The organism is Puniceibacterium antarcticum (assembly GCF_002760615.1).
GTDB lineage: Bacteria > Pseudomonadota > Alphaproteobacteria > Rhodobacterales > Rhodobacteraceae > Puniceibacterium > Puniceibacterium antarcticum.
This window is the reverse complement of record NZ_AWWI01000067.1, coordinates 1-21,716: the sequence shown is the minus strand read 5'-3', so window position 1 is coordinate 21,716 and position 21,716 is coordinate 1. Positions and strand designations below refer to the sequence as shown.

The 21,716-nt window shown below is 59.2% G+C and carries 19 protein-coding genes and 3 pseudogenes; 9 read left to right on the top strand and 13 right to left on the bottom strand.

Going from position 1 to position 21,716, the window contains the following annotated elements:
• Positions 1 to 9 precede the first annotated feature (9 nt).
• From P775_RS10840 to P775_RS29810, 5 genes and pseudogenes are all read left to right on the top strand, one after another.
• Positions 10 to 1,740 carry a sigma-54-dependent Fis family transcriptional regulator gene (locus P775_RS10840; RefSeq protein ID WP_099911029.1) on the top strand — a complete coding sequence of 577 codons (1,731 nt, stop codon included), beginning with the start codon at positions 10 to 12 and terminating at the stop codon, positions 1,738 to 1,740.
• Between the two features lie 140 nt (positions 1,741 to 1,880).
• The gene (locus P775_RS10835; RefSeq protein ID WP_099911049.1) at positions 1,881 to 3,680 is read left to right on the top strand and encodes an NAD(P)/FAD-dependent oxidoreductase; all 1,800 of its coding nucleotides are present in this window, start codon (positions 1,881 to 1,883) and stop codon (positions 3,678 to 3,680) included.
• Positions 3,681 to 3,749: 69 nt separating this feature from the next.
• On the top strand, positions 3,750 to 4,529 hold the full coding sequence (locus P775_RS10830; protein WP_099911028.1) for an acetoin reductase: 780 nt from the start codon (positions 3,750 to 3,752) through the stop codon (positions 4,527 to 4,529).
• 76 nt (positions 4,530 to 4,605) lie between these two features.
• Complete coding sequence (locus P775_RS10825; protein WP_099911027.1) at positions 4,606 to 5,658, top strand: 2,3-butanediol dehydrogenase; 1,053 nt, start codon at positions 4,606 to 4,608, stop codon at positions 5,656 to 5,658.
• 181 nt (positions 5,659 to 5,839) lie between these two features.
• Positions 5,840 to 6,028: pseudogene (locus tag P775_RS29810) on the top strand (IS6 family transposase); the annotation flags it as partial.
• 273 nt (positions 6,029 to 6,301) lie between these two features.
• Here P775_RS29810 and queF read toward each other — a convergent pair.
• From queF to P775_RS28050, 7 genes are all read right to left on the bottom strand, one after another.
• Positions 6,302 to 6,763, bottom strand: coding sequence for a preQ(1) synthase (gene queF, locus P775_RS10820; protein WP_099911026.1), 462 nt, complete (start codon positions 6,761 to 6,763; stop codon positions 6,302 to 6,304).
• 20 nt (positions 6,764 to 6,783) lie between these two features.
• Positions 6,784 to 7,494: a 7-carboxy-7-deazaguanine synthase QueE gene (gene queE, locus P775_RS10815; protein WP_099911025.1), complete on the bottom strand. Its 711-nt coding sequence runs from the start codon at positions 7,492 to 7,494 to the stop codon at positions 6,784 to 6,786.
• The gene (gene queD, locus P775_RS10810) at positions 7,491 to 7,844 is read right to left on the bottom strand and encodes a 6-carboxytetrahydropterin synthase QueD (RefSeq protein ID WP_099911024.1); all 354 of its coding nucleotides are present in this window, start codon (positions 7,842 to 7,844) and stop codon (positions 7,491 to 7,493) included. The genes queE and queD overlap by 4 nt, the downstream gene beginning before the upstream one ends.
• Positions 7,844 to 8,545 carry a 7-cyano-7-deazaguanine synthase QueC gene (gene queC, locus P775_RS10805; RefSeq protein ID WP_099911048.1) on the bottom strand — a complete coding sequence of 234 codons (702 nt, stop codon included), beginning with the start codon at positions 8,543 to 8,545 and terminating at the stop codon, positions 7,844 to 7,846. Before queC ends, queD begins: the two co-directional genes overlap by 1 nt.
• Positions 8,546 to 8,838: 293 nt before the next feature.
• Positions 8,839 to 11,241, bottom strand: coding sequence for a hybrid sensor histidine kinase/response regulator (locus tag P775_RS10800; protein ID WP_099911023.1), 2,403 nt, complete (start codon positions 11,239 to 11,241; stop codon positions 8,839 to 8,841).
• Positions 11,231 to 12,058, bottom strand: coding sequence for an alpha/beta fold hydrolase (locus P775_RS10795; protein WP_245875633.1), 828 nt, complete (start codon positions 12,056 to 12,058; stop codon positions 11,231 to 11,233). The genes P775_RS10800 and P775_RS10795 overlap by 11 nt, the downstream gene beginning before the upstream one ends.
• A 245-nt stretch (positions 12,059 to 12,303) precedes the next feature.
• Positions 12,304 to 12,450 (bottom strand): hypothetical protein, encoded by a 147-nt coding sequence (locus P775_RS28050; protein WP_180287409.1) that lies wholly within the window; start codon positions 12,448 to 12,450, stop codon positions 12,304 to 12,306.
• 330 nt (positions 12,451 to 12,780) lie between these two features.
• Here P775_RS28050 and P775_RS10785 point away from each other — a divergent pair, with 330 nt between their 5' ends.
• Positions 12,781 to 13,854, top strand: coding sequence for a tyrosine-type recombinase/integrase (locus P775_RS10785; RefSeq protein ID WP_099911047.1), 1,074 nt, complete (start codon positions 12,781 to 12,783; stop codon positions 13,852 to 13,854).
• A 159-nt stretch (positions 13,855 to 14,013) separates the two neighbouring features.
• Here P775_RS10785 and P775_RS29805 read toward each other — a convergent pair.
• Positions 14,014 to 14,133 (bottom strand): annotated as a pseudogene (locus tag P775_RS29805) (IS6 family transposase); the annotation flags it as partial.
• Positions 14,134 to 14,258: 125 nt separating this feature from the next.
• Between P775_RS29805 and P775_RS10780 the strand changes: the two are divergent.
• The 3 genes and pseudogenes from P775_RS10780 to modA form a co-directional block, all read left to right on the top strand.
• Positions 14,259 to 14,357 (top strand): annotated as a pseudogene (locus tag P775_RS10780) (IS5/IS1182 family transposase); the annotation flags it as partial.
• 159 nt (positions 14,358 to 14,516) lie between these two features.
• Positions 14,517 to 14,891, top strand: coding sequence for a winged helix-turn-helix domain-containing protein (locus P775_RS10775; protein WP_099911046.1), 375 nt, complete (start codon positions 14,517 to 14,519; stop codon positions 14,889 to 14,891).
• 67 nt (positions 14,892 to 14,958) lie between these two features.
• Entirely contained in the window at positions 14,959 to 15,747 is a 789-nt protein-coding gene (modA, locus tag P775_RS10770; RefSeq protein ID WP_099911020.1) for a molybdate ABC transporter substrate-binding protein, read from the top strand.
• Between the two features lie 423 nt (positions 15,748 to 16,170).
• Here the strand turns inward: modA and P775_RS10765 are convergent, their stop codons facing one another.
• The 5 genes from P775_RS10765 to P775_RS10745 form a co-directional block, all read right to left on the bottom strand.
• Positions 16,171 to 16,920 carry an ABC transporter permease gene (locus P775_RS10765; RefSeq protein ID WP_099911019.1) on the bottom strand — a complete coding sequence of 250 codons (750 nt, stop codon included), beginning with the start codon at positions 16,918 to 16,920 and terminating at the stop codon, positions 16,171 to 16,173.
• A complete protein-coding gene (locus P775_RS10760; RefSeq protein ID WP_099911018.1) occupies positions 16,917 to 17,852 on the bottom strand; it encodes an ABC transporter ATP-binding protein in 936 nt (311 codons plus the stop codon). The genes P775_RS10765 and P775_RS10760 overlap by 4 nt, the downstream gene beginning before the upstream one ends.
• Positions 17,849 to 18,934 (bottom strand): ABC transporter permease, encoded by a 1,086-nt coding sequence (locus P775_RS10755; RefSeq protein ID WP_180287408.1) that lies wholly within the window; start codon positions 18,932 to 18,934, stop codon positions 17,849 to 17,851. Before P775_RS10755 ends, P775_RS10760 begins: the two co-directional genes overlap by 4 nt.
• An 89-nt stretch (positions 18,935 to 19,023) precedes the next feature.
• Positions 19,024 to 19,941, bottom strand: coding sequence for a glycine betaine ABC transporter substrate-binding protein OsmF (gene osmF / locus P775_RS10750; protein WP_099911016.1), 918 nt, complete (start codon positions 19,939 to 19,941; stop codon positions 19,024 to 19,026).
• A 496-nt stretch (positions 19,942 to 20,437) separates the two neighbouring features.
• Positions 20,438 to 21,716, bottom strand: a 1,279-nt coding sequence (locus P775_RS10745) for an Ig-like domain-containing protein (RefSeq protein ID WP_143520872.1), incomplete at its 5' end; no start/stop codon positions are given.

The window sequence follows — 21,716 nt, the reverse complement described above, 5'->3', positions numbered from 1 at the left end:
ACAAGCGGCATGGCAGAACGTCAGCACGTCGAAGAAATCGAACGGGTGCTGGGCGGCACAGCCACAGGACGTGATACATTCGTATCCGAGTCTTGGAGGCGCTGTGTCGAACTTTACGGTATGGATCCCACGCGCAGTGATCCGGCCTATATCGTGACCGAGACGGAACTTCGTGACCATCGCAAGCAGGCCGAATGGTTGATCAGTGCGGCCCGCTGCAGCCTGCAGAGCCTGTTCCGGCAGGTCACAGGACAAAGCTACGTCCTGCTTCTGACCGATGCCAAAGGGGTCTGTGTCGATTTCTTCGGGGATGATCTTTTTGTCGATAATCTGCGCGGAGCCGGGCTGTATCTTGGGTCCAACTGGTCCGAAAACCTTGCCGGGACCTGCGGGGTCGGGGCCTGTATCGTCACGCAGGAGCCGGTGACGGTGCATCAGGACGATCATTTCGGCAATGCACATACACCGCTGAGTTGCACGGCCGCGCCGATCTTTGACAGTCTGGGCGGGCTGGCGGCGGTTCTCGACATCTCGCTTTTGCGCTCGCCATCCCCGAAACGCAGTCAGAACCTTGCCATGAGCCTTGTCACCAATGCCGCGCGGCGGGTGGAGCTCGCCAACCTCATGGCCGAAAGCCGCCGCGACTGGGTGCTGCGGTTGTCAGACAGTCCCGAGTTTCTGGATGTGGATCCCGAAGCCGCCATCCGGCTGGACGGATCGGGCCGGATATTGGGTTACACGCGCGGGGCCCGTCGGCTGTTCCCCGAGGGGGGCGTGATCCTTGGGCGCCGCGTCGACGAGGTGCTGGGGCTGACGGTGGACGATCTGCCTGATCTGATGCGGGACCGGCGAACCGAAGACCGTGTGATCAGAATGCGCGACGGTGGCGCGCTTTTCGGACATGCGATTGCGCCTCAGGCCCCCCGTACGGCGTTGCGCAGCAGTCGGCAGGGCGGCCCGCTGACCGAGCTTTCTGGCAATGATCCGACGATGGCGCAGCTTTTGGCGCGGGCGGCCAAGCTGGCCGGGACCACCGTGCCGCTTCTGATCACGGGGGAAACCGGGACGGGCAAGACGAAACTGGCCCGCGCCGTCCATATGGTGGGGACGGCGAGCGGCTTTGTCACCCTTGAATGCGCAGGGCTGTCGCAAAACGCACTGGCAGATGCCTGTCGGGAGATCACTGGCCCCACCACGCTTTTGCTGCGCCGGATCGAAGAGCTGACGGAGGGCACAGGCGCTGCGCTGATCGCCCTTCTGGACAGCAACAGCGGGTTGAGACCGGTTTCAACCACCTGTCTGGACCCCGGTGCGCTTGATCTGCCGCGCGCGCTGTTCCACCGCCTTGCCGGGGCAACGCTGACCCTGCCGCCGCTGCGCCAGCGGCAGGATCTGGGCTGGCTGCTGGACCGGTTGCTGCGGCGGCGCGCGCCCGATGATATGCGCCTGTCGCCCTCTGCCCGCGCCGAGCTGCTGGGCCGTCACTGGCCGGGCAACCTGCGCGAACTTGAACAGGTGCTCGATGTGGCCGTTGCCCTTTGCGAAGGCCGGGTGCTTGATCAGCCGGATCTGCCGAAGCCGATCGACACGGCATCGCACAGCCCCGACACCGAAGAACCGCTGGAACTGGTGATGGAGGCCTGCGGGTGGAACATGTCCCGCGCCGCGCGCCGTCTTGGGGTCAACCGCTCTACCATTCTGCGCCGGATGCGCCGGGCCGGGGTGCAACCGCCCGCCTGATCCGTTGCACGGCGTTGCGCCCGCAACATGCCGCATCGCAGCGCCCATTATTTATGCATCTGGGCGCACGTGGCGGTGGATCGCAACGCGGATCCCCCACGATACTCTGCGACAGCAACACGCTCAGAGGAGGAGAGATGATGCTTGATTCAACCGTGACAACCCGCACGCAGGAGGTGCTGGACTCGCTTAACGGCGCGCTGGAGGCGGGCGACGTGGAGGGCGCCAAGGCGCTGTTCGCAACCGACAGCTATTGGCGCGACCTTGTTGCCGTGACGTGGAACCTGAAAACGGTAGAAGGCCCGGATGGCGTCGCGGACATGCTGACGCAGCAGTTGACCCACACGCAGCCGCGCCAATTTGAGCTACAGGCCGGTGAGGTCCCCGCCGAGGAGGGCGGCGTGACCACGGCATGGATCACCTTCGAGACGAAGGCGGGGCGCGGCTGGGGCCTGATGCGGCTGAAGGATGACCGGATCTGGACCCTGCTGACCGCGCTGCAAGAACTGAAAGGCTTTGAGGAGAACCGTGGCACGCGCCGCCCGATGGGCGCCGAACATGGTGCAAAGAAGAACCGCGACAGCTGGAAAGACCGCCGCGAGGCCGAAGAGGCCAAGCTTGGCTATGACACACAGCCCTATACGGTGATCATCGGTGGTGGTCAGGGGGGCATTGCGCTGGGGGCGCGGATGCGGCAGCTGGGTGTGCCGACCATCGTTCTGGACAAGCACGACCGCCCGGGGGATCAGTGGCGCAGCCGGTACAAGTCGCTCTGCCTGCACGATCCGATCTGGTACGACCACCTGCCCTATATCAAATTTCCCGACACCTGGCCGGTCTTCACACCCAAGGACAAGGTTGGTGACTGGCTGGAAATGTACACCAAGGTCATGGAGATCAACTACTGGACCCGCTCGACCGTTGAGAGTGCGCAGTTTGACGATTCCGAGGGCCGCTGGACAGTTGAGGTGATGCGCGACGGCGAACGCGTGGTGCTGCACCCGACGCAACTGGTGCTGGCCACCGGCATGTCGGGCAAGCCGAACCTGCCGGACTTTCCGGGCATGGACAGCTTCAAGGGCGAGATCCAGCATTCCTCGCAGCACAAGGGTCCGGATGACTGGACCGGCAAGAAGGTCGTCGTGGTGGGATCGAACAATTCGGCCCATGACATCTGTGCCGCCCTCTGGGAGGCCGATGCCGATGTCACCATGGTTCAGCGGTCCTCGACCCACATCGTGCGATCTGAGAGCCTGATGGAGATCGGTCTGGGCGCGCTTTATTCCGAAGAGGCGGTGGCCAGTGGCATGACCACGGAAAAGGCCGACATGGTCTTTGCCTCCCTGCCCTACCGGATCATGCATGAATTCCAGATTCCGCTCTATGATCAGATGCGCGAACGCGACGCTGCGTTCTACGCCGGGCTGGAAAAGGCGGGGTTTGATCTCGACTGGGGTGACGACGGATCGGGCCTGTTCTTGAAATACCTGCGGCGCGGGTCGGGCTATTACATCGACGTGGGCGCGAGCCAGCTGATCATCGACGGTGAGGTGAAGCTGGTCAAAGGTCAGGTCGATCACTTTGACGAAAATGCGGTTGTCCTGAAGGACGGCACGCGGCTTGAGGCTGATCTGGTTGTCATGGCCACCGGATATGGGTCGATGAACGGCTGGGCTGCAGATCTGATCAGCCAGGAGGTCGCCGACAAGGTGGGCAAGGTCTGGGGCCTTGGCTCGGACACCACCAAGGACCCCGGCCCCTGGGAAGGGGAACAGCGCAACATGTGGAAACCGACCCAGCAGGACAACCTGTGGTTCCACGGCGGCAACCTGCACCAGTCGCGGCATTATTCACTGTATCTGGCCTTGCAGCTGAAGGCCCGGATGGAGGGGCTCGATACCGCCGTCTACGGCCTTCAGGACGTGCATCACCTGTCGTGATGCAGCGCGCGCCCGGCGTTCTGTGGCCGGGCGCGCCTCAGGGTCCAGAAAATTCAAAAAGGGAATTCCATGTCACTTGAAGGAAAAGTCGCCGTCATCACGGGCGGCGCGCGCGGTATCGGTTTGGGCATCGCCATGCGTCTTGCATCGGATGGGGCGGCCATTGCACTGGTCGATCTGAACGCCGATCAGCTTGCCGATGCCGCCGCACAGCTGACGGCCAGCGGCGCAAAGGTCTGCACCATCACCGCAGATGTCAGGAACCGCACCGCAGTCATCGACGCAATTGAGACCGCGGCTTCAAAGCTTGGCGGCTTCGACATCATGATCAACAATGCGGGCATCGCACAGGTGCAGTCCATCGCAAAGATCACCGAAGAAGAAATCGACAAGGTCCACGCCGTCAACGTCAAGGGTGTGCTCTGGGGCATTCAGGCGGCGGCGGCGCGGTTCAAGGCCGATGGTACAAAGGGCAAGATCATCTCAGCCGCGTCCATCGCAGGGCACGAGGGCTTTCCGATGCTGGGGGCCTATTGCGCGACCAAGTTTGCCGTGCGGGCGCTGACACAATGCGCGGCCCGTGAGTTTGCCGCCGATGGCATCACGGTCAACGCCTACTGCCCCGGCGTGGTCGGCACCGACATGTGGACCGAGATCGACAGCCGCTTTGCCGAACTGACGGGCGCGGCCAAGGGCGAGACCTTTGACAAGTTCGTCGGCTCAATCGCGCTTGGCCGGGCGCAGACACCCGAGGATGTGGCGCGCCTTGTCTCGTACCTCGCCGGACCTGACAGCGATTACATGACCGGACAGTCGATCCTGATCGACGGCGGTATGGTCTACCGCTGAGCGTTTTGGCCTCTGCGGCGGTCCCTTGCGGCACGGCCGGGGCCGCCTTTACACTTGAAAAATAAAAGGAAATACCATGAAATCTGCACGCTGGCATGGAGTCAAAGATATCCGCGTCGAGGACGTGACCGAGCCGACAGCCGGCCCGGGAGAGGTCAAGGTCAAAGTCGCCTGGACAGGTATCTGCGGCAGTGATCTGCATGAATATCTTGCCGGGCCGATCTTTATCCCGGTGGGTACGGACCACCCGCTGAGCCACGATCAGGCCCCGATCACCATGGGCCATGAATTCAGCGGGACAGTGACTGATCTGGGCGAAGGTGTGAGCGGCCTCGCGAAAGGCGACCGGGTGGCCATTGAACCGATCTTTGCCTGCGGCACCTGCCCCGCCTGTCTTGAGGGGAAATACAACCTCTGCGACACGCTTGGCTTTGTCGGGTTGTCGGGCGGTCACGGTGGTTTTGCCGCCTATTCCGTGGTACCCGCCCGCATGGTGCACAAGATCCCCGACAGTCTGTCGATGGAACAGGGCGCGCTGGTGGAACCTGCGGCTGTGGCCCTGCATGCCGTGCGCCTGTCCAAGATCAAGGCAGGTGATACCGCAGCGGTCTTTGGCGCAGGCCCCATCGGCCTTTTGGTGGTCGAGGCGCTGCGCGTCGCCGGCGCCGGGCAGATCCATGTGGTCGAACCGTCAGAGGTACGGCGGCAAAAGGCACTTGATCTTGGGGCGACCTCGGCGCTGGACCCGTCAGCCTGCGATGTGGTGGACACTATCCGCAAGGCCACCGGCGGCGTAAATGTGGCCTTTGAAGTGACGGGCGTGCCCAAGGTGCTGCCGCAATGCATCGACAGCACCCGTCACGAAGGGCAGACGCTGATCGTGTCGATCTGGGAAGGCGACGCCGCGTTTCAGCCGAACACGGTCGTGCTCAAAGAGCGTCAGTTGCAAGGCACGATCGCCTACCGCAACGTCTATCCGGCCGTCATGGAGTTGATGACCCAGGGCTATTTCAGTGCTGACAAGCTGGTGACCAAGCGCATTGCCATTGACGATATCGTGGCGCAGGGTTTCGAGGCGCTTGTGGCCGATAAATCCCAGGTCAAGATCCTTGTCGAAGCCCCCGACTGACCCTCTGGGGTATGCGGCTGTTAATTTCCGCATACCCCGACCAATTAAAACGATCAAACCTAGCCAAAGCTGCAAGACCAACAGATCGGCGAATGGTCCCAAGGCCCAGGCAAAGACCCGACAGCCCTGAACCGCGTCGTCAAATTGCGGAGCCTGCTCTGAAATCCTACCGACCGACAGGATAGAAGCCAAACATTCCGGCGCTTTCAAAGGCCATCGTTTCCCGCCCGAGATCATTGGCTATGCGGTCTGATCTTGTTTTCGGCTTGCCTTGAGGCTGTGCGATGTCGGAGATCTGCTTGCGGCGCGCGGCATCATCGTGCGCTACGAGACGATCCGGAAGCGTGTTGAGAAATCTGGTACAAAGTATCCACCCCAGCCCGTCGTAAATCTCGCTTAGATGCTCACCGCATTTGGGACGTCATCACCTGTCAGTTGAAGGCCGCCTGACCGGGGGTGTTGACCTCCTTTTCGACAAGATCGGATAAGTTGAAGATGCCGCCTGGCTGAACCAGCCACCCGCCAAATTCTCACCCCCTGCCACAGGCTCGCGGTGATTGCTGCAGGCGGCGGTCCATCATCTGCGGCCTCTCAAGGCCACTTGCCACCTTCAAAAGGCCGATGGGAAACAGGAGCTTCCTTGTCAGCCTCTGCCACGGTAAGGCGGCACACCCTGATCTGGGATCCAAACTTCGTTGGGTGTCGCTCCGGTTTGCCAGAAAACATCTATCGGGATACCACCACGCGGATACCAGTATCCTCCGATGCGCAGCCAGCGCGGGGACAGCAGATCGACCAGACGCCGGGCGATTGAAATCGTACAATCCTCGTGAAATGCGCCGTGATTGCGAAACGCGCCAAGGAACAGCTTTAGGGATTTCGATTCAACTAGAAACGCGTCGGGGACATAGTCGATGACCAGATGCGCAAAGTCCGGCTGGCCGGTCATCGGACAGAGCGAAGTGAATTCAGGCGCCGTGAATCGCACGCAATAGGACACGTCGGCCTGCGGGTTCGCGACCCGCTCCAGCGTGGCCTCTTCGGGGGAGGCGGGCAATTCCGTCTTGCCGCCCAATTGCGTCAGGTTGCTGTAAATCGTTTCCATAGGTTTTTTCCTCAGCCGGGTCAGACCCCGCGTTTGTTGCCCCAGAGCAGGACGTGAAGTTGCGGCAGCACCCTGGGTGCGAACCAGCCGTCGGCCATGACCTTTTCGACCAGCCATAACAACTTGTCTGACAGGTCTTGCGGATCGACCGGAACAGCCGGATCAACCTCCAGATTGCCGGGCTGCAGATAAAGCGGCAGTGCGGGATACCTCTCTGCGGCCATTTGTGCCCAAGCATAGTCACGATCGTCGAAGATCACGATCTTCAGCACGATCAGCCCGGCCCCTTCTGCCGCAGTAAGGCAGGCCTCGAACGCCTCCCAGTCGACCGTTTCGCCGCTGGAGGGCGGTTTTGGGCTGAGCACAAGGGTATCAAGATCCGCAAACCAGGGTTTCGAGATTGATCCTTGGGTTTCACAGGCGAACCGGTAGCCTGCGCTGTGACCTCGTAAGATAAGCTGAGTGAAATCCTGAATGGCGGGGTTTCCACCCGACAGCGAGATGGTCAACGGCTTGCCCTTTGAAAGGCGCGTGATTTCCGCCCAGACGCCATCAGTGGTCATTGCGGCCCATGTCCGCCGATATGCCGGGTCCACCGCATGCAGGCTGTCGCACCAGACACAGCGATAATCGCAGCCGCCTGTGCGCACAAAGACGGTGGGTTCACCAATCAATGCCCCTTCACCCTGGATCGTCGGACCAAATATTTCAGCGATACGCAACTGGCTCATGGTCGGTATTCCGCCCATGTCTTTGGCGTTTCGCTGACCTTCACCGCTGTTGTTTCGGGCCAGCGCGCCACACACCATTCATAGAAATGCCGTGCCATGTTTTCGCCAGTCGAGGGGATATCCATCACGTCGTTCAGATGGCGATGATCAAAGGTGTCGTCGATATAGGTCTTCAAGGGCTTAAGCTCGCCGTAGTCCCGCACGAACCCTGCTGCATTGAGGGACACCACCGCAAGCTCGACCACGACCACATAGTTGTGACCATGTAGCCGCGCGCACTGGTGACCTTGCGGCAGATGCGAAAGCTGATGCGAGGCAGAGAAGTGGAATTCCTTTGTAATCCGATACATCAGCCAAAGGCCTTTCTTGCGACAGCCTGGATCCAGAAATCCGGGTCTTCATAGGTCGTGGGGTCAACCACATCCGCCAAGTCAAAGGCCTCGCGCCGTTCGACACAGGTCCCGCAGCGTCCACAATGCTGAGTTCCGCCCTTGTAACAGGACCATGTTTCGGCAAAGGGCGTGTTGTGGAGGGTGCCTGCGGTGACGATGTCAGCTTTGGTCCGATTCACGAACGGTGTGTAAAGCGACACGTCGGCATATCCGTCCAACGCGAACTTTTGCATTGCCTCGAAGGCCTCGGTAAAGGCCGGGCGGCAATCAGGATAGATGAAATGATCCCCGCCATGCACGGCTGTGGCGACGGCCTCATCGCCACGGGCGGCCGCGACCCCGAACGCCACGGCAAGCATGATTGCATTTCGGTTCGGCACCACGGTGATGCGCATGCTTTCTTCAGCATAATGACCGTCCGGAACGTCGATATCGTCGGTCAGGGCAGACCCCGTCAGGGCCATCCCGATGGCGCGCAAGTCGATGACTTCATGAGCCACATCAAGACGTTTTGCGCAAAGGGCTGCAAAGTCCAGCTCCTTGCGGTGACGCTGACCGTAGTCAAAAGAGACCAAGCGGGTCAGCTGATGTTCGCTCGCAACCATATGTGCAAGCGAAACGGAGTCCAATCCGCCGGAGCAGATGACGATGGTTTTCATTTTCATACCCTTGTTTTGTTACCCGGGTAGGCTGCGACCGGGAGTCGTCTGGTAGACGGAGTCGCAGTCCGTGCCAAGGGGAGGGCAAACAAAAAACACTGTTTCCGAGGGCTGCAGTTTTCAGATACTGGCGACGTTCAAACGGAAACTGCGTTCATGACCGGGCTACAAATCTGGTTCACGTGCTTCGCGACGAAATGACATCCGCAGAAGTTCGAAAGCCAAGAACCGCCTCCATGTTTACTTGGTGCGATATCGACCAACCCAGCGCCGCGTTACTGTCGAAATCAACCCTAGTTCGGGAACCTGTCGGTTTGCTTGAGTGTGCCATCGCTCTGTGTGCGACTGGGGCGCGTCGATAAACTGTCCCTATCGTCTTGTCTGACCCGAGCAATGACATCCAATAAATCGTGACGCAGGATCGGCTTGACCAGCCAATTGTCACTGGGAAGAACTCCTTGCATCTCAAAAACGACACTGCTTGCGTAGCCGGTCATGAAAATCACAGGCAGATCTGGCCGTATGCGGCGCAAAAGGAGGGCGAGATCGTTGCCCTGCACCTTGCCGGGCATCACAATATCAGTGAGCAAGAGGTCGAAATTCGGATCTTGTGTGTGGATTGCGAGAGCCTCGTCACCGGACCGTGCAGCAATGGTGGCATATCCGGCTGCGTTCAGGAGCTTTTGCAGAACCGTCAGGACGTCCGCTTCGTCCTCTACAATGAGGATGCGCGCGCTTTTGCGTTCGCTTTCATTTTCTGAAAGAATAAGTGGTTTTTCGGTTCCGGCTTGGGCCTCGGCGGTTGGAAAAAGGAGCTGAAAGGTGGTTCCCGAGCCCAGCTTGGATTGCACTGTCACAATTCCACCTGATTGCTTCATGAATCCGTGGATCATTGACAACCCAAGTCCAGAGCCCCTCCCAGGCGGCTTCGTTGAGAAGAAAGGTTCAAAGATCTTCGGCAGGTTCCGGTCGGGGATGCCTTCGCCTGAATCCATGACAGACAGAACAGTATAGTTGCCGACAGAAAGGTCACCCGCCAACTCGGCGGCTTTTGGGTAAGAAATCTTTTTTGTTTTGCTCATGATACGGAGTTGCCCACCCTCAGGCATGGCGTCGCGAGCATTGATCAGCAGGTTCAGGAGCGCGCTTGCAACCAGATTGCTGTCAGCTTTCACCATCTGTGGCTCTTCGGTCAGCTCAAGCGCGATATTGATCGTCGCGGGCAGCGTTCGGCCCGCCCAACTTGCAGTTTTGCGAACCAGATCGTTGATATCAAAAATCGACGGCTCCAGCCGGGTGCGCCGCGCGAAGGCCAGCATGCTTTGAGTGAGTCCAGCGCCTCTTTGGACGGCGTCGAGTGCCACATCTATACAACTCAGTTTTTCCTCAGGAGAGATCTCCTCTTTGAGCAATTCGAGATTCCCCGAAACAATCGATAAAAGATTGTTAAAGTCATGAGCGACCCCTCCGGTCAGCTTGCCAAGGCTGTCGTGTTTCTGAGCCTGCTGAGCAATCTGAGCCATTGAGGCGAGCTCGACTTCCGCAGAAACCTCGCGCGTGACATCGATAAGGACGCAGTCGCCTCTTAGCCTGTCCGACTGAACCCGGGACACAGTGCCTTTCATCTCGATCCACCTCGCAGTCCCATCTAGCGAAATAATTCGAAAGCGACCCTGCAGGCGTGGTTCGGATACCAGTTCGAGCGCAGCAAGCAATCCTACAGGATCCTCCCCACGCGTAGTTCCATCTAAAAGTGCAGGATTTCTGCAAATATCTTCGGGCCGGTAGCCCCACAGGGTTTCGCATCCGGCGGACACGAAGGTGACCGCGACTGCGCCTCCTGCGCCCTTTTCGAAACTCATGACCGCGCCGGGCAGATTGTCCGTCACGCTCAGGGCACGGCTCTTGACGAGATCTCGCTCCTCCTCCGCTTGCCGCTGTTCGCTAATGTCCTGAAAGATTCCAACCACGCGCCGGACACGCCCAAACTTCCACTCGGCCTGGCCCTTGACGCGCACGTGCCGTATCCGGTCGAGCACAGATATGATACGTGCCTCAAACTCGAAGTGCGCACCGTTTTCCGCTGCCCTGAGTCCGGCGCGCCAAGCGTTGCGCATCTGATCCGCAGCAAAGAAATGGGCAGCCGTCTCCACTCCAGGGGATTCCCCGACGGGCAGGTCGTGCAGCGCAAACATCTGGTCGGACCACTCCATGACTCCGCTTTCTAGAGAATATGACCACGCGCCAACATGGCCAAGGGACTCAACTTGACGGAGCCAGTTCACTTCCTGTTCTGCCGCGTCGCGCATCCCCGACTGAATCCGCTCAAAACGTCGCCTGTTGCCCGAGGGGACCAAGGCGAGCGCAATATTTCCAACGTCATCCAGAACGCGTCCGGTCATCAGAACGTCCCATCGACCGGTACCGGGACGCTGGATATGGAATGCAGTCTCCTCCAGCCGATGACTGATCTTCAGACGGGGCATAAGATGCATCTCAAAAAATATCTGAGCTCCGGGCGATAGAACGTCCATAAATTTCAGAATGCCGATTGCATTTTCTGGCGCCGTCCCGATCCAGTGAAGAAACTCGGCGTTGGCGGCACTGATCAAGCCGTCATGGCGTATCTGCACCAATCCGCATGGGGCATTGGCTGCAAGGTCCGGCACAGTATCTGAGCCGACTTCAGACGACATCTGTCATTCTCAGGCCAAAATTGTTTTTCAGAATACGCCTGAGCGCCGTGATTGTCGTTTGCGGATGGGTGATATGCGGGCAGTGGCCAGAGGCGTTCAGCTGAACAAGCTCACTGCCTTTAACCGCATCATGGACAAAGCGGATCGCCTCGTCAGGTGCAACCGGATCATCCAGACACTGCAGGATGACAGTCGGGATCTGGACCTTGGTCAACTCATCTCGGCAATCCGAAAAGAACGTTATCCGGGCAAAACCGCCGGCATATTCAGGATCGGTACGACAGAGGGTCTCAACAAATTTTTCGACATGCTCCGGACTACTTTGATTCCCGACAACAAGAGGCGCAAAAACCTTTGCCCAGCCAATATAATTGCTATCCATAAGCTCAATAAGTTCCTCTAGCATCTTCTTATCAAAACCGCCTTTGTAGGACGCTGTATTGAGGTAAAAAGCTGAGGGGCAAATCATAATTAAAGACGCGAAAAGGTCAGGGCGTCTGAGTGACGCGAGCGCGCCAATCATGGCACTTACCGAATGGCCTACGAAATGGACCTGCCCCGGATCAAGTTCGTCGAGCAAAGCGATAAGATCGTCGGCGTACCCGTGCAGTGACGAGTGCCGTTGACGGTCGTATATGAGCGGGTCGGCTTTGCCCGAGCCAGCCTGATCAAATACGATGGTTTTGGCTTCGTTCTCGAAAGCTGGTACAATGTCCTTCCAAACCATCTGATCGCATCCGAAACCATGCGCAAACATAACCGGTATGGTTCCAGATCCAAGGACTCTGGTATTGAGTTGATCAGCGAGTGTGCGCAATTTAATCTCCCCTCTTAAAAGACCACCTGAAGAAGAGCTTCGTCAAGGTATTTCAATGAAACCATTACACAAATGGAATGTCAGTCGCATCTCTCCTTTCCCCGGACGCATTTGGCACATGGCCAGAATGACGGGAGTGCTGAGCATTTTGAAGCGGTTGAGCACCGCTACTGGGACCCGAACCTCTGCGACACGGTCATTAAAGTTGCGCACCATGAGGCGATGGCCGAGGAGCTTCAGACATTTCATTTTGGTATAGCCGTGGCTCCTGCGGTGATAACCTTCGCGTCCTGCGCCATACTTCTGTCGGCATATGTTGCGGATATGGCATCCACAGCGGTGCCGATAAGCAGCGTGCGGCGGCGCAACTCGAATGTGATGAGTGGGCTCATTTGAGGCCCGTCCTGTCATTTTTGGGTCCGGCCACAGCCAAGGTTTGAGGCAGAAAGCGTCTTGTTCCACCTGCCGGTATTTGCCCGCCCCCAGGTTCTGCCGGGTCGTCACAATCTGGTCACCTGGGCGGACTGCAGGACAGGTTATCGACGGGATCATCCGGGATTGCCTCATGTAAGGAACCCATTCAGGAGCAGAGCTGCTCAGGAGATGACGCCAGACAAGCCGCCGCAAAAGTTCCGTTTCTGTCATGTCCAATAATTGCGTTGTCTGACGTGATAAGATATCCAACCCGATAGATGCAGTTCATCCCCGGGATCCTCAGAAACATGTCCCCATCCACCAAAACATCAGCCGCCACGCCGCAGACTCCGGCAGGCCGGATCGAGCAAGATCCATTCACCTTGCCCGCAGATCTGGCTGGCTCGGGCGCACTCGATCACCTTATCGAGACAGCCCGGGGCTATGCGCGGGCCGCTGCTTCTGACAACACGCTCAAGGCCTATGCCAAGGACTGGGCGCATTTCACCCGCTGGTGCCGGATGAAGGGCGCGGCCCCCCTGCCTCCCTCATCCGAGATGATCGGCCTTTATATCGCAGATCTCGCCGCGCCCACGGGCAAGGCCCCTGCCCTGCTGGTGTCAACGATTGAGCGCCGCCTGTCCGGTCTCGCCTGGAATTTTGCGCAGCGCGGGCTGCCGCTGGATCGCCAGAACCGCCACATCGCAACCATTCTGGCCGGGATCAAACGCCGCCATGCCCGCCCGCCGGTGCAGAAAGAGGCGATCCTGCGCGACGACATCCTGGCCATGGTCGCCACCCTGCCCTTTGATCTGCGCGGGCTGCGCGACCGGGCGATCCTGCTTTTGGGCTATGCCGGGGGACTGCGCCGGTCCGAGATTGTCAGCCTGGATGTGCACAAGGACGACACGCTGGACTCCGGCGGCTGGATCGAGATCCTTGAGGGCGGTGCCCTGCTGACCCTGAACGCCAAGACTGGCTGGCGCGAGGTCGAGATTGGGCGAGGATCGTCAGAGCAGACCTGCCCGGTGCATGCTCTGGAGCAATGGCTGCACTTTTCAAAGATCGACTTTGGCCCCGTCTTTGTGCGCAGCTCGCGCGATGGCAAACGCGCGCTGGAGGCCCGGTTAAACGACAAACACGTGGCGCGGCTGATCAAGAGCTGCGTGCTGGATGCGGGTATTCGCGGCGATCTGCCCGAGAAGGACCGCGTGGCCCTCTTCTCCGGCCACAGCCTGCGCGCCGGGCTGGCAAGCAGCGCAGAGGTGGACGAACGCTATGTTCAAAAGCAGCTTGGCCATGCCAGCGCCGAGATGACCCGCCGCTACCAGCGCCGCCGCGACCGGTTCCGCGTCAACCTGACCAAGGCCGCGGGGTTGTGAAACCCGCAAAAGCTTCCTTTGACGCTGAAACTCAGGGGCAAGATTAAATAATCCGTTGACGCTTCATACCCTCCACTGGACGGTAGAACTTGATGCGACAGGAACTTTGACACATTGTGAGTGCTGAGGTTTTTGTACTCTCAAGTAAACGTCACGGCTGACGCCGCGCTGTCCCACTAGGTCCGTGACATTCGCCCTGCTGAGTACAAAGCGATGGTACGCCCATACGGCGAAAGCGACAACTTCACGAGAATAACGAAAGCCTCTCAGGCACGGCATAGATTTAGGGATTTTTACATTGTGCCGCTACCCTTTGGCAGCGCGGCGTTCAACTTGGAAACGCCTTAGGATCCTCTTTGAGCGGCTTGGTGAGCTTGTTTTGGCGTGCCGCGCTCAATTTGCACCTCAAGCACTGGCGGCGCGTTGCCGCACGATACGACCGATGCACCGAGACCTTCCCATGCGCAAGAGCTTTGGCCGGAACGATCCTCTTCTGGCTGTGAAACTCAATGAGTCTGCAGCCTAGAAAAATTGCGACCCATGCCGAAAACGGTTATGTCTGATAGAACATATCCAAAGGAGCGCAGGCACAAATGTGCCCGCCCAAACCGGATCGCGATGGGACTTGCATGGCAGTCCGCGACTTTGGCATAGAGGTGAGCATGACAAACCCGACAGCCGCGCCCTCCTGCCTTCGTATTCGCATCCTCTTTGGTGAGGACGCGATGCTTGGCCCCGGCAAAGCCGATCTGCTGGAGCGGATCCGGGACACAGGATCCATTGCCGCTGCGGGGCGGTCGATGGCCATGAGCTACAAGCGGGCCTGGATGCTGGTCGAGGAAATGAACGGGGCATTCAAAGATCCCCTTGTGGATTCGACGCGCGGTGGATCAAAAGGCGGCGGGGCGCGATTGACTGAGACGGGAGCAGAGGTTCTGCATCAATATCGCAAGCTTGAAGAGATCATGGCCGAGGCGGGCGCAGCGCGGATCAACGTCATTCGCTCCTTGCTACGGGATATGTCCGATGAAAAATAGCGCTTGATCGCTTGAGACTCACTTGCGATATGTTTTCCCAACTATATCAGAACAGAGAGCTCACCGCATGTTCACGCCAACGCATCTTCGCTATGCCATCCGCCATTCTGCAGCAGCACTGTTCCTTGCCTTGGGCGTCCCTTCCATTGCCTCTGCGGATGAGATCACCATCTTCGCTGCAGCAAGCTTGGCCAATGCAATGGCCGAAATAGAAGAGAAGTTCGAAGCCGCGACCAACCATGACCTTGTCATTTCGCTCGCAGGGTCCTCGGCGTTGGCCCGCCAGATCCAGCAGGGCGCACCCGCGGACATTTTCATCTCGGCCAATACAGATTGGATGGACACGCTCGAGGCAGACGGTTTGCTGGAAGGCGGCACGCGCTTCGACTTGCTGAACAACTCCATCGTTCTGATTGCCAACGGCACCGGTGCCGCCCCAATCAGCATCGGGCCGGACATGGACCTGGCAGCCCTGCTTGGCGACGGGAGGCTGGCCATGGCGCTGGTCGATGCGGTGCCAGCCGGAATCTACGGCAAGGCGTCGCTCGAATCCCTTGGTCTCTGGGACGATGTCGAGGAGAAGGTGGCGCAAACCGATAATGTGCGCGCGGCGCTCGCTCTCGTCGCGACCGGCGAGGCTCCCTACGGCATCGTCTATGCCACAGACGCGGTCGCAGAAGATGATGTTACTGTTGTGGGCACTTTCCCCGAAGACAGCCATCCTCCGATCATTTATCCAGCCGCTGACCTTGCCAACCGTGATTTTCCTGCCGAGGCAGAGTTCCTCGATTTTCTCCGCGGAGCCGAGGCGAAAATGGCATTTGAGCGTCAAGGGTTTGTCGTCGTCTCGCAATAGGCAGTGGTGGGATGGCTTCGCTCAAAGGAGACTGATCCTGAACAGCCACGCTGCCCTCGCTGCCGCGAGGCATGTCTGCTGTATGCCTCCGGACCGTGACGGGCATGCGGACGCTCTGTCCCTGCGACCATCTCGCGCGCCAGCGACGATACAGCACCTGATCGAGAGCCCACCTAACTTCGTTCAAACAACATCTCCTCAATCTCGTGCGGGCTCAGATTGAACCGGACTTATAGCCTGACAAAATGAGCGATAATCTGGGCCGGAAAATGGCGACGCCTGTAGCTGCTGTTTGGTTTCTGCGTCGCGCCGCGTTAGCATGAAGCCGACGCCACGCCAACCAAAGGCTGGTTGATGTGACAACACGCGGCAGACAGGTGCGGGTTCCGTGATTAAAGCCGATTAGGGCGCCATCGTGCGTCTTCAAGACAGAGATGACGCGCTGTCCATCCGACGCGAGAGATGCCTTTCAAGCTGGACCATCGCGTCGTAGATAAGCACGGCAAAGAGCCCTACGATCAGCCCGCCCTGCAGCACAAAGGCGGTGTTGTTGGTGAGCAAACCGGCGATGATCACCTCGCCCAGCGTGCGGGCCGCAACTGTGGAGCCGATTGTCGCGGTCCCCAGTGCGATCACGACAGAGAGCCGGATCCCCGTCAGTATCACAGGCAGGGCCAGCGGCAACTCGACCCGGAGCAGAATTTGCAAACGGCTCAGGCCGATGCCGCGCGCAGCCTCCATCGTGGCCACGGGAAGGGTGGTAAGGCCGGTGATCGCGTTTTCGAAGATGGGAAGCAGGCCATAGAGAAAGAGCGCGACCAATGTCGGCCCCGCACCGAACCCGAGGGCTGGCACGGCCAGCGCCAGCACAGCGACAGGCGGAAAGGTCTGCCCCACATTGGTGATGGTGCGCGACAGCGGACGGAACGCCGCCCCTGCCGGACGGGTCACCAGTATTGCCATCGTCACGGCAACAACCGTGGCCGCCGCCGAGGCTGCCGCGACAAGACCAAGATGGCTGAGCGACAGAGACAAGAGTGACGCGCGTTCGTAGATCACCGGGCCACCCGCAGGAGCGAGCGGTCGGAACAGCGGGATAAACCACGTCGGCCGCAGTACCAGCGCAAGCAGAAGCGCAACCAGAGCCGGGCGCAGGAGCTTGCCGAAACTCATGCGTGCGACCCGATCCGCGCACGGATCGCATCAAGGGTCACCCGGCCGACAAGAACGCCATCGCGCTCGATGGGAACCTCGGCACGCCCTGTCCAGAGGCAGGCGGACAGCGCGTCTCGCAAGCTCGCCTGTGTCGACAGGGCCGCACCCTCGACACGCCCGTCCTCCATCACTTCGATCACCGGGATAAGAGACAAGAGCCGCAAGGGCCGTTCCACATCTCCGACCATGTTCGCTACGAAATCGGTGGCGGGCCGGGTGATGATCTCTGCCGGGGGGCCATGCTGAACAAGCTTGCCGCCATCCATAACTGCGACGCGATCCCCCAGACGGATGGCTTCCTCCATATCATGTGTCACCAGCATGATCGTCGATCCGAGCTTTTGCTGGATGCGACGCAGATCCTCCTGCGCCCGGTTCCGGATGATCGGATCAAGCGCGCCAAAGGGTTCATCCATAAGCAACAGATCCGGCCGGGACGCCAGCGCACGCGCCACACCCACACGCTGCTGCTGGCCACCCGAAAGTTCTGCAGGATAGCGGTCGCGAAACTGCGCGGGGTCCATAGAAAAAAGAGCGAGCAACTCATCTACCCGGGCGCGGATCTTGTCCCGGGGCCAGTTCAACAGGTCCGGCACGGCAGCGATGTTGCGTGCGACCGTGTGGTGTGGAAACAGACCGTGGCCTTGGATCGCATAACCGATGCGCCTTCGCAGGATATGCGGCCTGACCGACCGCGTGGAATCACCGTTGATGCGCACGTCGCCGGATGTCGGCTCTTCAAGCCGGTTGATCATGCGCAAAAGGGTCGTCTTTCCAGAACCGGATGTGCCGACGATCACGGTAATAGTCCCCGTCTCGACCGTCATGGAAACATTTTCTACGGCGATCTGGCCCTCATAGACCTTGGTGATGCGGTCGATCTCGATCATGAGATTTCTTTCCTTGCGGGACGCGCGAGGTCGACCAGAATATCCATCACAGTAGCGGCCGCCAGTGCCAAAGCCACCGTCGGCAAAGCGCCGAGAAGGATAAGGTCAGTCGCGGTCTGGTTAAGACCCTGAAAGACGAATGTGCCAAAGCCGCCCCCGCCGATCAGTCCGGCGATGACAGCCAAGCCTATGTTTTGCACAAGCACGATGCGCAAGCCGGTCAGGATGATCGGCAGGCCCAGCGGAAATTCGACCCGTAAAAGGCGTTGTCCGGGTGTCATGCCCATGCCGCGCGCGGCCTCGATCGCCGCCGCAGGTGCGGCAGCGAGGCCCGCGACTGTATTGCCAACAACCGGCAAAAGCGAATAAAGCACCAGCGCCAGAAAGGCCGGCGCGAACCCAATGCCGGCGATGCCGATAGCCTGCGCGCCCGGCACCGTGTCCCCGACCCATCCGAGGATCGGGATCATCAGTCCGAACATGGCAAGCGACGGTATCGTTTGCAGAAAGCTGAGCACCGGCAAGGTCGCGCCGCGCAGCTGCGCACGACGATGGCATAGAACCCCCAAGGGAAAACCGATCACCGCTGCCGCCGCCAAAGACCCAAAGGCAAGCCCCAGATGCCGCATGCATTCGCTCAGGAACGCGTCACGCCGCCCAGCGTATTCCTTCAGGACCGACAGGTCAGATAGGGCGCCGGACCAAAGAACAGCCCCCAGGACGACCAGCACTACCGCGAGCAAGGCCCCGCGTTGCAGCGGCCCCGGGCGCAGCGCAGCCAGCGCATCGGCCATGAGCAGCATGAGAACCACGAGCAGACACCAGAATCCCACGGCGGGCGACACACGGGCGTAATCCCCCGCACCGTCCAGCAGGGCCGGTGCGCCCTGCATCAGCAACCAGAGCAGCCCCGCCTGCCCAAGCACAGCGCCCGAAAGGCGCAGCCGCGTCCGGTTTGCCGACATCCCCAGCGTCAAGCCAATCAGCACCGCCACGATGCCAGGCACCGTGACGGAGGCCGGTGCAATATTCCATGCCGCGACCCCCGCGCCCTCAACGATCCGGTTGGCAGCCAGCGTCATGAACGGCGTCAGAAGTGCGCCGCCCCCCAAAGCCGCGAACAGAACACCCGGAGGAGAAAGCAGCGCCCCTATCGAAAGTGTGCGCCCGATCAGTCCAGCACTCCGGTTTGGGTCAGATAATCACGCGCCACGGCCTCGGTCGGCTCACCCCCGACCTGGATCCGGCCATTCAGTTTTTGCAAGGTTGCCATATCAAGTCCGGCAAAGATCGGATTGAGCACATCCGGGATTGATGGATATTCCGCAAGAACCTCGTCGCGCAGGATCGGCGTGGGTTCATAGACTGGCTGCACGCCCAGATCGTCCTCCATCACCACAAGGCCCGTCGCCCCAACGCCGCCATCGGTGCCATAGACCATCGCCGCATTGACGCCAGAGGTGCCGCGCGCGGCGGCCTGAATGGTCGCGGCTGTATCGCCACCCGACAGGATCACTGTCTGATCCGCAGACAAGGTGAAGCCATAGGTGTCCTGCATGGCGGGCAGCACTGCAGGAGAAGAGACAAACTCTGTTGAGGCGGCAAGCTTCACAGCACCGCCACCAGCGACCCACTCTCCAAACTCGGACATGGTGGTCAGCTTGTTCTGCGATGCGACCGGGCCGGTCACTGCGATGGCCCAGGTGTTGTTGGCCGGGGCAGAGTCAAGCCAGGTGATGGCGTTCTGCGCACCGTCCAGTTCAGCAGCGCGGGCATGGGCGGCAGAGGCATCTTTCCAGACGTCGCTTTCAGCTTCGCCGAAAAAGAAGGCCGCGTTGCCCGTGTATTCGGGATAGATGTCGATCTGGCTGGCCAGAATAGCCTCTCGCACCACCTGTGTGCCGCCCAATTGCAAACGGCGCTCAACTGGAAGGCCCGCATCTTCGAGCGCGAGCGCTATGATATTCCCCAGCAGGCCGCCTTCTGTGTCGATCTTGGAAGAAACTTTTATATCGGCGGCGGCGGCTTGCGAAGCAACGGCAACAGAAAGGCTGAGGGCTGCGGCGGCGCGTATGAAATGGGGTCTCATCGCTGGATAAGCTCCTTGAGAACGAGGGTTGGACACGACGCGGTGTCATCTTGGCCTTTAAAGGTAGCGAGGCATGCCAAGATGCCAAGCCCTTAATCTGTCCGGATGATTGGAAAAGGTCAAATCGACGAAAAAGATCCTTCCGCGTTCCATAAGTCTGCAGCCACTCTTAAGTCATTGACCACACATCCCACTGGCGTTGTCACCTTTTTAAGGATCATTAGCAGACCCACCTTGGCACATCGATGCTGTCGGGGGCGGTTACATCATCATAGCCTCCCGACAGCATCCCACCGCTGCCGCCATACGCGCCGAAACTCAACCCCATCGAAAACATCTGGGGCAAGCGGTTCGCCATCTCCATCTTCGAAAGCTACGGCAACATCGTCTCGCAATGCGGATACGCTTGGAGCTTCTACACGAAACACATCCCCACCGTGCGCTCAATCACAATCCGAGACTACCCAAAAACGATCAATAGATAACGACGTTGGGTTTAAAACTCCAGCTTCATCCCGATTTTAAGTCCATAGCTCTCATAGTCAGAAAGTCCGAGACCGTCATAATAGGTGTCGAAAATGATCAATCCCTGGTCGGATAGCCGATAGTTGAAGCCAAGGTTTACCCTGGCGCGAGGCCCGCCTGAGCCGCCGGATGTTTCGCTTGCGGCACCCGAATAAGTCATGTCGCTGGAAATGGCGCTGACACCTCCTGTCAGCGTTAGTTCGCCGCTGGCTTGGGGGAACGATGCTTCCGTCGCAAAGTCGAGGCCAATTTCGAGTTCTCTCAACGCGACGCCTTGGCTAGGGATTTCGTTTCCAAGGCTATCTTTGTAGGCGTCCTGGTCTTCAGATGCATAGGAAAGCTGCAGTTTCGGGGTCAGCGTCGTAACACGATACTGCACGTCACCCGAAATTTTCATCATCGCAAGAAAACGTTCTGTGCTCATCGAATCCGTATATGTCCCAAACGGTGAAATTTCGTTTGAGCTTTGGCCATACAGGAGTCGACCTTCAAAATAGAGATCTTTATTCGGTATCTTCGTTACCATATATGGCCCAACCATCCAGCCATGACCCGTGACATTGGACGCCCCGGTGTCCTGCTCCAGATAGTCATACTCAAGAAGTACCCCGCCCAGCAGGTTTTGATTGAGTTTGACGTGTGCACCTACAGCGCCCAGAAAATACGCGCTTTCAGTGTCATCATCCTTGGCCATCGAGCCTTGAAAGCTGGTCCAGATTGCGGATTTTGGGCTGGACGAGAATTTGAAACTTCCTTGGCTGCTCGTTATATTCGCGTTGAAGAGACTGCTCGTGTTCCCGGATAGAAAGCCTGTCAAACTCGGCTGACTGCCCAGCAAAAGACCAGCACGTCTCTCGATAAACCTGGTCAAGACTCGGGTCGTTTCAGTGACCGTGTTGCTCTGGATCGACAACGTGTTCGAGGCCAGATTGTCATTGCCAGACGCGTCCTGAGCCACATTTGCGGGCACGGAAACACTGGTTTCACCGCCACCTGTCGGACTAATCGTGATGACATAACTTGCGCCACTACCGGACAGGGCGGTTGCGTTTCCGTTGGTGACGGCGACATCCGTAGAGGTAAAACCGTCCACAGGTTCACTGAAGATGGCGGTCACTGCAAAAGTCTGGTCAGGCACGGTAGCCGTCGAGAGTGTCGAAAGAATGACCGACGGCGCAGTCACATCAAGGTTGCTCAGGGCAAATGTGACGCTGGTGAGCGCGCCGCTGCTTGCGGTGACGTTGTAGGCT

What these genes read in the sequence shown, in the direction of transcription:
- P775_RS10800 (WP_099911023.1), bottom strand. Translation starts at nt 11,241, where the DNA reads ATGTCGTCTGAAGTCGGCTCAGATACTGTGCCGGACCTTGCAGCCAAT.
- P775_RS10825 (WP_099911027.1), top strand. Translation starts at nt 4,606, where the DNA reads ATGAAATCTGCACGCTGGCATGGAGTCAAAGATATCCGCGTCGAGGAC.
- queD (WP_099911024.1), bottom strand. Translation starts at nt 7,844, where the DNA reads ATGTATCGGATTACAAAGGAATTCCACTTCTCTGCCTCGCATCAGCTT.
- P775_RS10775 (WP_099911046.1), top strand. Translation starts at nt 14,517, where the DNA reads ATGACAAACCCGACAGCCGCGCCCTCCTGCCTTCGTATTCGCATCCTC.
- queC (WP_099911048.1), bottom strand. Translation starts at nt 8,545, where the DNA reads ATGAAAACCATCGTCATCTGCTCCGGCGGATTGGACTCCGTTTCGCTT.
- P775_RS28050 (WP_180287409.1), bottom strand. Translation starts at nt 12,450, where the DNA reads ATGAGCCCACTCATCACATTCGAGTTGCGCCGCCGCACGCTGCTTATC.
- modA (WP_099911020.1), top strand. Translation starts at nt 14,959, where the DNA reads ATGTTCACGCCAACGCATCTTCGCTATGCCATCCGCCATTCTGCAGCA.
- P775_RS10830 (WP_099911028.1), top strand. Translation starts at nt 3,750, where the DNA reads ATGTCACTTGAAGGAAAAGTCGCCGTCATCACGGGCGGCGCGCGCGGT.
- queF (WP_099911026.1), bottom strand. Translation starts at nt 6,763, where the DNA reads ATGGAAACGATTTACAGCAACCTGACGCAATTGGGCGGCAAGACGGAA.
- osmF (WP_099911016.1), bottom strand. Translation starts at nt 19,941, where the DNA reads ATGAGACCCCATTTCATACGCGCCGCCGCAGCCCTCAGCCTTTCTGTT.
- P775_RS10835 (WP_099911049.1), top strand. Translation starts at nt 1,881, where the DNA reads ATGCTTGATTCAACCGTGACAACCCGCACGCAGGAGGTGCTGGACTCG.
- P775_RS10785 (WP_099911047.1), top strand. Translation starts at nt 12,781, where the DNA reads ATGTCCCCATCCACCAAAACATCAGCCGCCACGCCGCAGACTCCGGCA.
- P775_RS10755 (WP_180287408.1), bottom strand. Translation starts at nt 18,934, where the DNA reads ATGACGCTGGCTGCCAACCGGATCGTTGAGGGCGCGGGGGTCGCGGCA.
- P775_RS10840 (WP_099911029.1), top strand. Translation starts at nt 10, where the DNA reads ATGGCAGAACGTCAGCACGTCGAAGAAATCGAACGGGTGCTGGGCGGC.
- P775_RS10765 (WP_099911019.1), bottom strand. Translation starts at nt 16,920, where the DNA reads ATGAGTTTCGGCAAGCTCCTGCGCCCGGCTCTGGTTGCGCTTCTGCTT.
- P775_RS10760 (WP_099911018.1), bottom strand. Translation starts at nt 17,852, where the DNA reads ATGATCGAGATCGACCGCATCACCAAGGTCTATGAGGGCCAGATCGCC.
- queE (WP_099911025.1), bottom strand. Translation starts at nt 7,494, where the DNA reads ATGAGCCAGTTGCGTATCGCTGAAATATTTGGTCCGACGATCCAGGGT.